The 16,105-nt window shown below is 38.1% G+C and carries 12 protein-coding genes; all 12 read left to right on the forward strand.

The genetic code is table 11. From position 1 onward, the window contains the following. Positions 1–49 precede the first annotated feature (49 nt). The 12 genes from BLS46_RS09940 (at position 50) to BLS46_RS00955 (ending at position 16,036) form a co-directional block, all read left to right on the forward strand. Positions 50–217 carry a hypothetical protein gene (locus tag BLS46_RS09940; RefSeq protein WP_218969772.1) on the forward strand — a complete coding sequence of 56 codons (168 nt, stop codon included), beginning with the start codon at positions 50–52 and terminating at the stop codon, positions 215–217. A gap of 3 nt (positions 218–220) precedes the next feature. Beyond that, positions 221–1,087, forward strand: a complete 867-nt coding sequence (locus tag BLS46_RS00905; RefSeq protein WP_093584813.1) for a replication initiator protein A — start codon at positions 221–223, stop codon at positions 1,085–1,087. A 63-nt stretch (positions 1,088–1,150) separates the two neighbouring features. Then, positions 1,151–1,417: a thiopurine S-methyltransferase gene (locus BLS46_RS00910; protein WP_093584816.1), complete on the forward strand. Its 267-nt coding sequence runs from the start codon at positions 1,151–1,153 to the stop codon at positions 1,415–1,417. Positions 1,418–1,855: 438 nt separating this feature from the next. Then, on the forward strand, positions 1,856–2,173 hold the full coding sequence (locus BLS46_RS00915; protein ID WP_093584819.1) for a hypothetical protein: 318 nt from the start codon (positions 1,856–1,858) through the stop codon (positions 2,171–2,173). A gap of 253 nt (positions 2,174–2,426) precedes the next feature. Beyond that, positions 2,427–5,024 (forward strand): SEC10/PgrA surface exclusion domain-containing protein, encoded by a 2,598-nt coding sequence (locus BLS46_RS00920; RefSeq protein WP_093584821.1) that lies wholly within the window; start codon positions 2,427–2,429, stop codon positions 5,022–5,024. Positions 5,025–5,167: 143 nt separating this feature from the next. After that, complete coding sequence (locus BLS46_RS00925; protein WP_093584824.1) at positions 5,168–9,022, forward strand: SspB-related isopeptide-forming adhesin; 3,855 nt, start codon at positions 5,168–5,170, stop codon at positions 9,020–9,022. A 71-nt stretch (positions 9,023–9,093) separates the two neighbouring features. Further along, positions 9,094–9,516: a hypothetical protein gene (locus tag BLS46_RS00930; RefSeq protein WP_084973873.1), complete on the forward strand. Its 423-nt coding sequence runs from the start codon at positions 9,094–9,096 to the stop codon at positions 9,514–9,516. Between the two features lie 81 nt (positions 9,517–9,597). After that, a complete protein-coding gene (locus tag BLS46_RS00935) occupies positions 9,598–9,825 on the forward strand; it encodes a hypothetical protein (RefSeq protein ID WP_000402889.1) in 228 nt (75 codons plus the stop codon). A 9-nt stretch (positions 9,826–9,834) separates the two neighbouring features. Next, positions 9,835–10,584 (forward strand): conjugal transfer protein TrbL, encoded by a 750-nt coding sequence (locus tag BLS46_RS00940; protein ID WP_084872844.1) that lies wholly within the window; start codon positions 9,835–9,837, stop codon positions 10,582–10,584. A 56-nt stretch (positions 10,585–10,640) separates the two neighbouring features. Next, entirely contained in the window at positions 10,641–11,015 is a 375-nt protein-coding gene (locus BLS46_RS00945) for a hypothetical protein (RefSeq protein WP_093584827.1), read from the forward strand. Continuing rightward, on the forward strand, positions 10,957–13,320 hold the full coding sequence (locus BLS46_RS00950; RefSeq protein ID WP_093584830.1) for a VirB4-like conjugal transfer ATPase, CD1110 family: 2,364 nt from the start codon (positions 10,957–10,959) through the stop codon (positions 13,318–13,320). Before BLS46_RS00945 ends, BLS46_RS00950 begins: the two co-directional genes overlap by 59 nt. A gap of 10 nt (positions 13,321–13,330) precedes the next feature. Further along, on the forward strand, positions 13,331–16,036 hold the full coding sequence (locus tag BLS46_RS00955; RefSeq protein ID WP_093584833.1) for a phage tail tip lysozyme: 2,706 nt from the start codon (positions 13,331–13,333) through the stop codon (positions 16,034–16,036). Positions 16,037–16,105: the final 69 nt, after the last annotated feature.

Consider the following 16,105-nt stretch of genomic DNA (forward strand, 5'->3'; position numbering starts at 1 on the left):
TTAACGGAAAATTCCGTTAGCTCTTTTTCGTGTTTTGGGAGGTAAAATTATGAGACAAAAAAGTAAGGAGAGAATATCAAGAGAGATGATAATCCAATTTTTGATGAAGGAAACAGGTTCAACACGACAAGAAATAATGGCAAGTATAGAAGAACTTGAGGCCTTTGGATTGATAGGATTTAACGTGAATGGTGACTTTAGACTGAAAGAGGTGTAGTTGATGAGACAAATTCAGTTCATTAGTGCCAGCCATTATCAGACATCTGATCGCTTTTATGCCTTACCGAAGGTTTTGTTTGAAAATCCTATTTATGAAGATATGAGGTTAGATGCAAAAGTCGCTTATGCTATGCTTAAAGATAGACTAGATCTTTCTTTCAAGAATAATTGGATTGATGAAGATGGAAATATCTATTTGGTATATTCTAACTCTAATTTGATGAAGATCCTTAACTGTTCAAAATCTACCCTATTAAGAATTAAGAAGCAACTCACAGAGTATGGATTAATTCATGAGGTTCAACAATCTACAAGTAAATCAGGAAATCTAGCTAATCGAATTTACCTTGGTCTCTTGCAAGATGACACAGTTGCTAGAATGGTTGATAAATCAGGTGATTTCAAATCTGACACTAGGGGGGTGTCAGATTTAGACCAGGGGGGTGTCAAAAAAACACCAGGGGGGTGTCAGATTTATACGGGGCTGGTGTCAGATTTAGCCCCTAACGATACTGAATATAGTGAGACTAATAGTAATGACACTGAATTAGTTATTTCTGAGGAGGACGAGGAGAGATTCCCTAAAAATTCCCAAAATAATAAACAAGACAGTCTTTCCAGAAAAGTTGATAAAGCTAGCAGGTATGATAAGGATTATATCTATGATTTAGTTTATTCTCAGCTGTTAGAAGAAAATTACTCAGATACGATGGCGGCTTATATCATGATGCCATTTGAAGAACGTTATAGATATGCTTTAGAAAATATGCGATTTGCCCGTTCATCAGAAGTGATTGCTGAATACGTTTATAATGGTTTACTTGCAATTTATAATAGTAATGCTAGGAAATGTATGGGAAATAATTGAAAATGAAATATATCAAGTTAAGAAGAATTACAACAAATTGCTAAAAGAAAGAGAGTTGACTTTATGGGATTGTTTAATAGCCAAGAGAGAATTTACAGAGGGCAAGCTATGAAAGCTACACCTTCCCAACCAGTTCAAGAAATTGAAATGATTGTAGAGTATTTTGATAAAACGGTAGACAGTATTTCCGTCACTTCCAACTTGGAGGAACTAGAAAAATTGGTATCAAGTTCATTTGGAACAGGAGCGAGTATGAATTTTACATCAGCGACTCCACCGTTTTCTATCAACCCTAGATGGGTGAAGAAGATAACCTATCGGACAAAATAAGGATAGGAGATTACCATGCTAGTAGATTGTCCAATGTGTGATACAGAGTTCGATTCTGCTGAGGAATGCGGATTCTGTCCGTGTTGTGGAGAAGATTACGATTCTTTAGTAGGTGAAGACTGGAATTAAGATAGCCCCATATTTCTAAAATATTTGACCTGAGCAAGTCATAAAACTACTTTTGACCTTTGAAAATTGAATATCCCCACTGTCCCGATTAGCGCAGTCTAGGCATAAAAAGAAGAATAGGGGCGGTGTGTAGCTAGAAAGTATATCTAGTGCTGACTGCATTATGTAAAGTCACGGTTGACTTGTCCCGTAAGACGAAAGAGTTTGCGATTCCTAAACTATAAATCGTGCGTAAAAAACACAGTAGAGATGTACGGCATCAACTCGGCATGGCTGTAAATCAGCCTTTGATTCAAAAAGGAGGACAATATGAATCAAATAAAATCAACTAGTGAGGTTACACTCACTGACTTAAGACGACTAGGTTTGCAAGGTGATGCCACTGCACGGCTTGCAAGTGGTGAAGAAATGAAATTAACTAGTAAGTATGGTCTTGTTCCTAAAAAAGGATATGTGGCGGGAAAACTTCAAACCGTTGAAATGATTGCAGAATACTCTAAAATCTATAGAGATATACGCACCATTAAACGTGGAGATATTTTAGTTGCCAGACGAATTAAGCAAGGAAATAAAACTATCTTACAGCTAACCGGTAAAGGTTATCACCGACCTAGCGGTAAAATTTAACAGATAGAGTCCTCATCTATCTGTTTTGGGGAGCAAGGAACTGTTTCTTTGTTGCTGAAAGCAGATAGGTGATGTTATGAAAAGGTGAAGAAATGAGTATTATACAGATAATATTTACAGTTATTCTTTTAGCCTCAGGGATTCTAGTATTTATGACTTTTATCCCAAATAAATTGTCTGATAAAATCTCACGAGAACTAAAAGACTATTCAAATAAGCATTATTTTAAGTAATATCAAAAAGGAGAAATCAAATGGAAATGATGAATGAAGTTAAGAAATTTATGTTGGCTAGCGCAATTGCAACCGTAGCGGTTGGAGTAACGACTCAGGCTTCCGCAGAAGAAGTAAAGCCTATAGAGCCAATTTCAGGGAGCCAACAGAAGACAGCGACTCAAAAAACAGTTACAGAAACTGATGTTGCTATCTCCCAAGCAAATGTGGAGCAGGCAAACACAGTTGTAAAAAAACATGAGGAGATTGTAAACTCAGCTCAAAATGAGGTGAACGATGCTGAGAAAGTAGTTGAAGAAGCAACAGAAGCTGTTACTCAAGCGGAGAAAGTAGTCAAGGAAGCTACCCCTAAAAATATCCAGGATGCAAAAGAAGCTGTCTCTGCAAAAGAAATTGCTGAGAAGAAGGTTCAAGAAGAACTGACCTCTGCTGGGGAGCAACAAAAGCTAGCTGAAAAGAATGTTACTGATCAGGAAGCAAATGTCATAGAAGCTACGAGAAAGCTTGATGACAAAAAAGAAGAAGTAACAGATGCAGAACAAATTGTAGCTGAAAAACAAGCGATTTTAGACGGAACTGGAGTTGCGGGTATTGTTGCTAATGCTGAAGCAGCTAAGCGAAACTTAGAAATGAGCGAAGAAGCTGAATCACAAGCTCGAGAGGATTTGAAACTAGCTAAAAAAGCAGATGACCAACGTGCTTCTAAACTGAAACAAGCAGAAGATGAAGTAACGACTACAGAAGCAACTAGATTAGTGAAAGCGGAGGAACTAGATCAAGCAACCACTCACGCTACTAACGTTGAAAGTCAATATCGAGTAGCTAAAGAGAATCTATCTAAGGCTCAAAGTATCCTGGATAGTTTGACAACGACCTCTATCACTTATCCTTCTGGCTATGTAGAAGCTTTAAAGGCTTACTTCAATAACCCCACTGAAGAAAATTCAAATAAGTTACAAGAAATTGCCAAGAAAGGAATGACTGCTGCTGGATTTAGCTCGCCAGATGGTGGTGAAACTTATTATGGAAATCCAACTTCTCCATTTAAGCAGAGTGAAGCAGATAAAAAGACTGTGATTGCTGATGTCAATCATTTATCTGCTGAAGTTCAAGATGAACTTGCTATTTTCAATGCACATTTGATTAATGATTTCCGTCGATTGATGGGAACAGATGATATTCCAGTTTTAGTGAATCGAGATATGCAGAAAGTGGCACAGAAAGCAACTCAACTATCTACTAATCAGTACGGCCATGACCTAGATGCTTTGAATACAGTTGCGAAAGAAGTTGGTTTGAATCAAGGTAATCAAGGTCTACTTGCTGAAAACATAGGTTTCCAAAATGCAGATAATGTAGTAACATTAGCTGACCTGAAACAACAGGCTTACAACAACATGGTTATGATGCTGTTTTATGATAAGCACGCTGATTGGGGCCATGCTTTAAACTTTGCAGGACTTGATCGTAAGTCAGTCACGCTACAGTATATCGGTGTAGCAACCCGAAAGACAGATCTTGGTTTGATTGCGATGCACTATGTTGGAACAGATTCTAAAACAATTGATTTTCTGAAAAATGGTTTCCATCAAAATGTTAAAATTGATACTAAGAACAATCTAGCTAGTCTTCAGGAAAGAATTCAAGTAGCTAGAAATTCTGTGGCACAGGCTCAGGATACTTATGATACTGCGGAAACGAATCGTAAGGATGCACAAGCTAGAAAAGAACAAGCACAGACAGAATATACTCAAGCAGAAGTTACTGCGCAAAATGCAGTGACTAATCGTAATGATATTCAGAATATTGCTTTAAAAACTCCTGAAGCAGAAGCTAAGTTAAAGAAGGCGGTGGCAAACCTTGAAAAAGCTGGTTTAGAAAACAAGCAAGCGCAAGAGGCTTTGGAACAGTTGAATGCAGACGTACAAAACAAACGTGAAGCACTTGCGTTAGCTAAAGATAAACTAGCTGAAAAACAAACTGAATGGAAATCACTGAATGAAGCTTTGACTGCTGAGAAAGAGGCATTGATTACTAAACAAGGTGAACTTACTCGAATTAAAGAACTTATCCTCAATCGTCAAGCCTTACTTTCAGAAATAACTGAAGCCTTGAAAGCATCAAAAGAGCGAGTGGAAGTTTTAAAGAGTGCCCCTCAGCTCTTAGAAAAGGCTAAAGTTAATCTAGAAGCTACTCAAGAAGTTTTGAAAGAAAAGAAATCAGTTCTTGAGTTAGCACTAGCAAAACTAGAAACTGCGAAAGCAGACCAAAGAAATGTATTGGAGGCTCATAAAGAGTTGTTGTCGGCTTATCGTGATTATCTGGAAGTACAACTGGAAATCGAGCGTCAAGAAAAATTGTCTGCTCAGAAAGCTAGTATTGAACTAGCTGGAGGTCATCCGATTCCAGTATTTCAAAATGGTAAGATTGTGAAGTATGTGCAAGATCAAGTTGAAAACCAAGCATCAGAAGTGAAAAATCCAGTCTATCAAGCACCTGCTGCCACATACGAATTACCTAAAACAGGGGAAAAAACTTCTAGTCTTTGGTTCTTGGGGATGGTAACTATTTCACTTTTAAGTTTGTTGAAAATCAAACGAGAATCTAAGGAAAACTAAACATGCTAAAGTCATCAAGATTTCTTGGTGACTTTTTGATTGGAGAAAGAAATGAAAATTATACATTTTAGGGCGAGAGCTCCTTCAAATTATATCGAAAGCGAATAATATTGAATACTATATTAAAAGTTAAAGGAGAAATCATGAAATTCAATAATGAAACAAGAGCATTCGGATCAATCCGAAAAACAAGACGTTGGGGAACGTGTGGAGTAATTCTTGGTCTAGCTGCCCTGGGCTTGATAACTAGTCCAGTTAGAGCAGATGAACGAGTAAATCCAAATCCTGCTACAAATGCAAAACCTTTGCAAGATTCTCCAACTACGGAGTCTAAAAATGATCAAGGTAGTGCAGGGAAATCAACAGGTTCTGTTGAGGTGACTGTGGATCGTGCTAAGGTAGAGTCTGCGGTATCCACTGCAAAGAAAGCTGGTTTGACTGTTAAGGAGACTGAGGTTGATGGTGGTTTAATTGCTAATTCAGAAGAGTTAGCTAAGAAAACTGCTGAGATTGAGTCTAGTTACGACAAGCAAGCAACTACTATTGTAGACGAGTCTGAGAAGTACAAAAAAGAAGTAGAAACTCGTAAAGAAGAAATTAAAACGATTACTACTGAGAACAAGGAAAAGCAAGACTCTTATGACAAAGCTAAAGCTCAGTATGAGAAAGACTTAGCAGATGCTACTACTAAAAACGCTCAGATTGATAAAAAAAATCAAGAAAAGAATGAGCGCTTAAAAGCTGAGAGAGAGCGTGTAGAAAAAGAGAATGAGCGTATCAAACAAGAAAACGCTCTTGCTAAGTCTACTTATGAAAAAGCAGTTGAAGAAAAAGCTAAGAAAGACGCTGCTATTGATAAGGAAAACGCAGATGCCAAGAAAGCTTACGAAGAAGCTTTAAACCAGTGGACTATTGAAAAAGGTAAGTCTGAGGCTGATTTAACAAAATACAAAGAGCAATTAGCTAAGTATGAAAAAGACTTAGCTGAGTACAATCGTAAGTTAGCTGAGCTAAGAGGTCAGAGAGTTCAAGGTAGTACAAATGGTGTTAAACTATATGGAGAATTCGACCAGTCTAAACGTGGCTCATTAGATTATTATTCTAAGTTGACTGCGGTATTTGATTCAAGTAATTCAAATCTTGAGACTGTAGAAGGTGCTTTAGGTGCGAATAAAAACACAACTCTTACTTTGGATAAAGATTTGCAACATGATCGCTTAGAGAATAAAGACTTTTATGGACATTCTGATTCTAAAGGAACTTATGGTGGTTCTGTAATTACAGGTATCAAACAAGGCTCTACCTTCACTTTACATAATGTTGGTAAAACAAAAACGGGGAAAACAATTTCTGCAAGATTTGTGGCTCGTAATAATCCTATACCAGAGCATAAAATTGCAGGCAATCCTTCAACTTATACTCGTTTGAATGTTTGGTGGAATAAAGCTAAAACTGATACGGATATTTCTTCTGTAAACTTTAATCCTTACAATTACACTAACGTTGAGTGGGATATTCATTATTATGATGAGAAAACAGGTAAACCTATCGACTTAGGTTTAGTCTCTATTTACTCTGACTTAGATTTTGGACAAGCCGTAAGACATACTTATGGAGATAATAGTACAGGTATTGTAGTCAACCCATCAGGTTCGTCAGTTAAAGAAACCACAGTTAATGGGAAAACCTATTGGGTGGGTGTAAAAGCTGATGGTGTGTATAAGCAGGATGATCCAAGTGGGTTGAACCGCTATAAGGCAGGTGATCCATACTACACCGATGTAGATGATTACAACTCTATCCCAGAGGGTTCTATTGTAAGTGTTGGTCACGGTTCTGTTCAACGCTTGACTTACTTACAACACGGAGATAAGCCTTTCAGTACCTATACAGAATCACAGTCGTCTGCGTATAGAGAGTATTGGAATAATTGGAATAAAGATCACGGTAAAGCAGCTGATTCGGATGATGAAATCTTTTCATCAGGGTTTGCGTTCCAACTATGGGGTGGTCGTTCTATCATTAATCAACTAGAGGAACCAAAACCGCCACTTAAACCAAGTGAATCTACAAAACCAAGACCTTTAGAACCTAAATATAAGGAGAAGGATAAGACTCCATTGACACCTCCTACGGAGAAACCTTTATTAGCCTCACCAAAAGATGAACCAGATACACCTCACGTTCCTATTCCGAGTGAACCTCCAAAACCAGGCTTAAAACCTGTGCCAAAAGAGGTCGCACCAAGAGAAATTAAGGTTACATACACTCGCTTGAGAACTACTCCAACTGTAGAAAAGTTAGTTAAGAACTCTGCAGGTACAAATGTAAATAATTCGTCAGTACCTAAGTTATCAGAAGTTGTTTGGGAGTTGAAAACTAAACCTCTTGCTGCTAATCGTAAGAAAACTACAATTTATGAGTTAACAGATAACTTACCTCAAGGGTATCAACTTGATTTAGCAAAAACTGTAGCTCAAAACTCATATTTTACAATAACTTATGATAAAGCTAAACATCAGTTAAAAGGGTTATTGAAGTCTGAAGGTTTAGCTAAAGTTAATTTGGATTTAACTAAAGTATTTACCGCACCTGTTCTTAAAGTGTATGGTACAGTAACGAATGATGGTGCAACTTATAAGAACAACTTCCGCCTGAATTTGAATAATGAATTTGAGTCTTATTCAAATATTGCTAAGGTAACAACCCCAGGTAAACCGAATGATCCTGACAATCCAAATAACAACTTAATCAAACCTCTCAAACACAATCATAACAAGGATGGTGTTATCATTGATGGTAAAACAGTTCTAGCTGGTTCAACGAATTACTACCATATAACCTTGGATTATGATCAGTATAAAGGGATAAAGGCAGCTCCATCTGCTATTCTAAAAGGCTTTGGTGCGATTGATGATTATCCAGAAGAGGCAGTGACTATTAATAAATCAGATATTCGTTATATTGATAGCGAAGGAAAAGAAGTTTCTGGTATTTCAGTGTATCAGTACGATTCTATTGAATCTGTTGATAATGATAAGGTTAAAGCTTTTCTAGAAAGTTCTAAAATTAAGCCTAAGGGAGCTTTCCAAGTATTTTTAGTGGATGATCCAGAAGCCTATTTTAACCAATATATCAAGGCAGGAAAATCTGTTACAATTATTGATCCAATGGTAACTAAGGAAGAATTGCGAAATACAGGAAAATCATTTGCGAATACGGCTTACCAAGTTGATTTCGGTAATGGCTATCAAACTGATACAGTTGTAAATAATGTTCCTACTGTTAAACCAACCAAAAAGAATCTTAACAAGGAAGGTGTTAACATCGATGGGAAACAGGTCTTGGCAGGCTCTGTCAACTACTACAAGGTAACGGCAGATTATAGCCAATACAAGGGCATTGAAGTAGATAAAGATCGTATTGGCAAAGGGTTCTATATCGTTGATGATTACCCAGAAGAAGCTGTTACGATCAATCAAGATGGTGTTCAAGTTACTGATTCTAAAGGTCAAGTAGTTAAGGGGTTGAGAGCTACTATATATGAAAGTCTAGACAAAGCTCCAGTAGGAGTTCAAAAATCTTTGAAAGAACAAGGATTTATCCCCAAAGGAGCGATTCAAGTATTTGAGGCGGAGAATCCAGAAGAATTCTACAAGACCTACGTGCAAACTGGAGAAGTTCTGACGATTACTAATCCAATGACTGTTAAGAAGGAATTGGGTCAAACAGGTGGTCAGTATGAGAATACAGCCTACCAAATTGATTTTGGTATGGCCTATGTGACTGAAACAGTAGTCAATAATGTTCCAAAGCCAGAACCAAAACCTGAACCAAAACCAGAGCCAAAAACTCCTGAAGAACATCCGCAACAACCAGAACGAAGCCTGCCATCTACAGGTGAGCAGGCTTCTGCAGAATTGCTGTTAGCTGGTCTGGCAATGGGGGGTGCTGCTGCAGGATTGCTCTACAGCAAGCGCAAGAAAAAAGAGGCTTAGAATACTCTAGGAATCTTTAAAATAAGCTATTTTTATGGTATAATAATGATAAATCGTGGAGGAGTAGGATTATGAAATTTGGGAGTGATTTTTCCTGGTTATGGGTAGCTATTATTAGAATTTTTACGGCTCCCTTTTATATCATTCTTTGGTGTATTAATTTCGTAAAATCAGTTTTTGGAGTTATTATATTTTGGATTGTATCTAAATGCTGTGTTGGATTAGCCATGTTTTTGCCATTCTGGCTTTTGATTGATATTTTACATTGGGTTAGTCCTTCAGTAGGGGATGATGTTTTTCGGTGGTATGGAATTCATGTTATGGGCTTTGTTCAACGTGCTTGGATTGATGGCGCAGTTCGTGAATTTCCAATTCCTGCAGGCGGAACTAATTTCATTCCATATCCACATATTGAGATTCCTATTATGATTGTACTTGCTCTTCTGGTAGCTACTATTCGGACGATTTATCGTGAGGAATTTGATGAACTATAAAAATAGAATCGTGCTAAGCACTGTAGGTAATCTCTACAGTGCTTTTTATTATAAAAAATGAAATTAAAAGAGGTAAAATAAATGGAAATCATTACAAAAATTATTACTGGTCTAGGTGTTGTTGGAACAATTACAGGTCTTATTTGGATTTGGAATGGTGCAATTGACTTTATTCAAGGAAGAAAGAATAAAGACAAGCAGAGACAGGATGATGGTTCTGATTCTATGGTTAATGGTGCGTATCTGGCCGTAGCTTCTGCGGGAATTGCAGCCGCAATCGTTGCAGCATTATCACAGCTAAAATTTTAGGAGTCGCCTATGAATTTAGATATTAGAGAGTTGACTAGCTCTCTTTCCAGTTACAGTTTTGATACTAACCAAGCTGTAACCATGATGGCCAATGCTGTCCGACCTATTGGGTATATCCTTTTAGGTCTTTTTTTCTGGTTTGAAATGGCATCATGGTCACAAATGGTCAAGTCGAGGGGAGGTGCGCTAACGCAGAAGATTTGGCTAGAGGCATTGATGAAGTATTTATTTGCTTTCATCTTGATTTCAGCCTCATCCCAAATTTGTGATGCCATTCTGGAATTGCTTAATATTGTCGTGAAGGTAATTGCCCATGTAGTACCCTCACAACTTGATAAATATCAATATGCGCAAGGGGCGGTCAAAGGCTGGTTTGAAAAACTGATTTTTGGTCTAGTTGGCGGTTTAACTGAATTTATTGCTAATATTACGCTGGGAATCATCATCTTCTTACGATATTTAGATTTGTATATGCTCAAAGCCTTGGCTCCATTATTAGTGGCGTTCTTTATGATGGATTCCTTACGCTCTGTTACGATTAACTTCCTGAAATACTTTGCTGCTTCTGCCTTTATTGGAGTTGTTCTAATTGTGGTATCTGTTGTATATAACGGTTTAGTCACTACAGATATGTTAAAAGTGGCAGCAGGTTCTAATGGAAGCTGGGGAACGGCCTTTGCTTCAATTGCCAAAGGTGTTATATACATCTTTACGCTTGTTGGAACTGGTCGAAAAGCCAAACAACTTTTAGGAGTATAATCCATATCTAGAAAAATTAGGATTAATTGATGTGATTTTGTATGAAAGGAAAATAATTGAAAAAAATTGGATCAGAATTTTTAAGAGAATTTGAAACAGAGGACAGACCTATTTTATTTGGATTAACAGGTAGAATGATTGTTCTCTACGTATGTTTGCTAATAGCTGTCTCAGGGACAACTGCTATTTATTTCTTTGGTCTACCTGATTGGTACATTTATCTTTGGGATGCTCTATTTGTAGTTCCTGGGGCAATGTACGGTACAGGCATGACCAAGCGAATGCGGATTAAAGAAAAAATCGATTTCTTTTTCCGGATCCAACAAAGAACCTATGAGACAGAATTTGGAAAGGTAGGAATGTATACGAAAGATGAGTTTATTCAAAAGCAAAAGAGAAAAACTAGAAAAAGCAGAAAAGAAAAAAATTGATCGTTTGCGTCGCCAGATGAAACCTACAACGCAAAACACGATCAATTACACACATCTACATGAAGATGGATTGATGCACGTTGCACGTGAGAAGTACTCTCGTAGCTTTATGTTGGGAGATGCTTCTTACTCGACAGCTCAACAAGATGAAAAAGAGAGTATCATCGATACAACGATGGATGCTCTTAATTCACTGGATGAGGGCAGTAACTATCAACTCTTAGTAATCAACCGTCGAGTATCGGATAACTCCTTGCAGAATATCTTGTTTGAAGAAACAAACGATGGCTATGATGACTATCGTGAGGAGTTGAATGAGATGATTAAGGAGCGATTTACAACACATGCTAACAACTTCGAGGTACATAAGTATGTGACCATTTCAACGAACGCTGATGATCGAAAACAGGCTCAGTTGTTACTGCAAGATATAGGAGTTTCTCTGGGAACGCAATTTCAGGAATCTGATATTACATTTAAGGAAATGAATGGTTTGGATCGTCTAAAGGTCTTTTCTGAACTGTTACGAGATAACCCGTATGTTAATTTTGATTACAAAGAAATTGCTTTATCTGGTCTGTCAACGAAATCATTTATTGCTCCAAATCGGATTGAATTTCAGGAAAAACGGATGGTTATAGATGATCGTTGGTGCAAGGTGCTCTATGCACGTCGCTATCCTAACTGGATGTCTGATCGGCTTATTCGAGATTTGACGACACTGGGGCTGGAGCTTGCTATTACTATCCATGCAGAACCCTATGAGAACGTTGAAATCTTAGAGAAGATTGATGATGCAGAAACAGATGCTGAAATTGGGAAATTACGTTCTAAACGTAAGGCCGCTCAATCTGGTATCTTTGATGATGCGGTCGTTGCTGGTCGTGACCAAGAAATCTCAGAAGCAACCAAGAAGTGGCGAGATGAGATTACTGAGTATGATCAGAAAATCTTCTCTGGCTTTATTGCAGTGTATTTTAAGGCGGATAACCAGGAGGAACTACAACGTAATGAGCAGAAGATTAAGCGTGCTGGTCGGAAGCTAGGGGTAGAATTTGAAGATCTCTATTATTACCAAGAAGAGGCTCTAAATACGGTTTTACCTATCGGTGAGTGCTTCGTAAATGTGAAGAAGAATTTCATGAGAAAGATGACTACAGCTAATATTGCTACGCAAGTCCCTTTTACTAACGTGGATTTAAAGTCTGACAGCCCACTTGCTCGCTACTATGGCCAAAATCAGTTATCAAACAATATCATTACATTGGATCGAAAACGTGATCTGAATACGGGTTCAGGTGTTGTGCTTGGTTCTTCTGGTTCTGGTAAATCTACGACAATCAAGGGTGGAGAAGTTATCCCAACTTTACTGAAATATCCAGAAGATCGAGTGCTCATAGTGGATCCCGATGATGAATATTCTGATATTGGTCGAGCTTTCGGTGCTCAGATGGTGGATATTTCGATTGGTTCTAAAACACATATCAATCTTTTGGATTTACCAGACTTGGATCGTTTGGACGATGAGGATGACGATCCGATTGGAGATAAGGCAAACTTATTGATGGGATTGTTTGAATCGATTCTATCTGAGGTGACAGATGCACAGATTGGGATTATTGACCGGGTAACAGGTTTGACTTATGAGCGCTATTTGACAGATGATTTCACTCCAACGTTAAAAGAGTGGCACCAGGTATTGAAGGAACAACCAGAGCCAGAAGCTCAAGATTTAGCTTTGGCGGTAGAAACCTATACAACTGGTTCGCAAGATATTTTCGCTCACAATACAAATGTGGATCTCAATCATCGCTTTGTTATCTTTAATCTGAAGAAGTTGTCGCACAAGTTGAAGCCGTTCGCTTTGATTGTTGTTCAGGATTATATCTGGAAGCAAATTGTAGAGAACCAAGGGAAATGTACTACATGGGTTTACTATGATGAGATGCAGATTCTATTTAAAAATAAGGCTCAAGCAGACTTCTTTACTACATTGTATTCACGGATTCGGAAATACGGTGCGATTCCAACAGGAATCACCCAGAACGTAGAAACTCTGGCTGCTGTTGAAGAAGGTCGGAAGTTGCTTTCAAATAGCGAGTTCATGATTTTGCTCAAACAAAAGCCCCAGGATTTGGCTATCTTAAAGGAGATTGTCAATCTGACTGACAAACAGATTCGCTACTTGGCTCGACCAAAAGCTAAAGGTACCGGCTTAATCGTAGCAGGGCCAGTTGTAGTGCCATTTGAGAATCCAATACCTAAGAATACTAAGTTATATAACTTAGTCGCAACAGACGCTTAGGAGTCTCATTATGAATCAGGATCAAGGCAGACCAAACACAATCGGTCATAAGTTAGATCAAAAACTGGAGACGGCTCGGAATAATTACCGAACTGTTCAACAAGATAGTGCTAAGCAAATGAAGGAGCTAAAAGAACAAACACGTTCTAAGCGCCATATAGTGAAGAAGAGTCGTAAACAATTTAGAGCTTCAAAGGCCAAGGTAAAATCTCTAAAAAGGGCATATAAGAGTTTACAGAAACAAGGAAAATCATTAACTCCAGAAGGTGCTAAAAAGTTAGCGTCACTCAAGAAAGAGCTCAATAAGGCAAAACTAGAGAAGAGAGTTGCTAAAAAAGTCTTCAAAGTTGCTCAAGAGGCTAACGGTGGTTCACGTAAGAAGAAGTTTTATCGTGCTACTAAACATGCTTTAGAACGTTCTGCGAGTCAACAAGCTAATTCTGCAGCGCATCAGGATGATACGCTATCAGATTTAGCACGAGCTAAATATCGGTATCAGGATATTCAGATTCAAGGGAAACGTACCAAAACGATTGGGAAATATAGCGGTAAGATTGGCCAAGGAGTAGTTAAATCAAGCTATAGTCTAGGAAATAGATTCTATAATAAAGCTAAGGGGAGAGGTTTCACCCGAACTCCAAGAGAGTTTTCCTGGGAAGGACGGCTATCACGTCGTATCCAGGACTATAAGAAACGTTTGGCCGCTTCTAAAGCTGGGAAAGCTGCCAAGAAGGCTAGGAAGGTCTACCGTGTAGGTTCTAAACCGATTAGAAGCATTATCAAAAATCCATTTAGCTTAAAGGCATATCTGATTTCTTTTGGTTTGCTTTTGTTTCTGGCAATTCTTGGTATTGGTAGTTCAGGAATTACCCGTCAAGATGAGTTTGATATGAATGATACCTGGTTGTATCTTTCAAAATTGGATCGTGAAAAATCTAATGATAAGGTAGATTATTGGACAAAAATTGATGATCCGCTTTTGTACTTGAATTATAAGTATGATGATATTTCAGATAAACTTCGTATAGACGGGAACAAGTATTTTTCGCAAAATAATCGTGGGAAACTTTACTTAGATACCTTATGGAAGAATTTGAATGGGGATAAAGATAATCTTAAAACAATGGAAAATCTTTATACTAAAAATGACCTCTACAAGTTGAGTGAGGATGAGTTAGAAGGGTATAAAGAACTCTTAGAAATTGCTCGAGATAGCGGAAAATATATGTTGCTTCAAGAGTTGGATAATCCGTTTTATACGGATGATCAGCCTGAATCGCAAACTCCACTTCAAATTATTGAGCGGTTTGGGTATAAAACTAAGACGGAAATTTTTAATGGTTCTGTTCTGCAGGCCTCAGGTGGTCAGACTCTATTAGCCGTTTTAGATGGGGAAGTTGAGGTCAATGGGAATGACCTAGAAATTAGTGATCAAGACTCTAAGTTTCTGTATAAGAACGTAGATACGATTCGTTACAAAACAGGAGACCATGTTAAGTCTGGGGATATTATCGGAAAGGTGGCTGCTGAAGGAAATCAAACAGTCTATTATCAAAAGCTAGAACCTGATCGATCAAATAAGAAAGACAAAGATGGTAAGGTTGAAAAGAGTTGGACCTATGTCAATGTCGGTTTTTACTTCCAGCGTGTAGAATACACACAAGCAACGTCTGTTGTCAGTGATATCGAAACATCTGGAGAAAAAGGGAAACGTGCAAGAGCTTTTGCGGATGCAATCAAAAAGAACATACCAGAAGCGACTAATGAAGGGATTGCAACTGTTTTGGGAGGATTTGATATTGAGAGCTCCATCACTTTTAAACGATATGAAACGGACTACCTAACCAATAATCAGTTTGATAAGGTTGCTAAAGAGCCTACTGCAGAAAATCTAGTTGGCAACTGGGGAGCCTTTCAAGCTATGTATCCTACCTTACCTTTAAACGAAAGAGGTTACTTGGTCAATGGATTGCACTATATTGGGATTGGGATTGGTCAATTTACTGGTCCTCGTGCTCTTGCATTGTGGAATTTTGCAAAAGCTGTGAATGGAGATATTTGGTCTGCAGAAGTTCAAACAAAATTTCTGCTAGAAGAAGATGATCCAACTAGACGGGCAGCCTTTAGAAGAATTGTGACTTCAACTGGATCCGTAGAAGCCCTTTCAGAGGACTTTTTAAATGCTTGGTTGGGAGTTCCGGGGAACAAGCTTTTAGAACGGCAATCTGCGGCTCGTCAATGGTTGAACTTCTTAAAAAATAAGGGAAGTGGTTCGACAGGTATATCTAGCCAGCAAGTTCCAGCAGAATATAAAGATAAGCTCCCTTATGGACTACCTACAGATCAAGCAATTTTAGAAGGTCAAGGTTATTCAGGTAATGCTTATGAACTAGGCAATTGTACCTGGTACGTCTATAATCGCTTTGCTCAAATTGGGATTGGAATCTATCCATATCTGGGTAATGCCAATCAGTGGGTTGACAGTGGTCAAGTTCAAGGATATGAAATTTCAACGACTCCAAAACCAGGTTCTGCAGTTGTATTCATGAATGGTGTAGCTGGAGCATCACCAATCTATGGTCACGTTGCATTCTGTGAGTACGTTAATAGCGATGGTAGTTTCTTGATTTCAGAAATGAACTTTGGTGGTTTATATGTAACGACTTGGCGTACCTTGACACCACAATCAGGCATCTATTTTGTTACCCCTAAATAAGAAAGGAAAAGAATGTATAATCAAAAGTTAATCAAAATAGTAAAGGGCCTCCTTATAGGAGCCGCCGCC

The sequence above is a fragment of the Streptococcus sp. NLAE-zl-C503 genome, assembly GCF_900104285.1.
Classification (GTDB): domain Bacteria; phylum Bacillota; class Bacilli; order Lactobacillales; family Streptococcaceae; genus Streptococcus.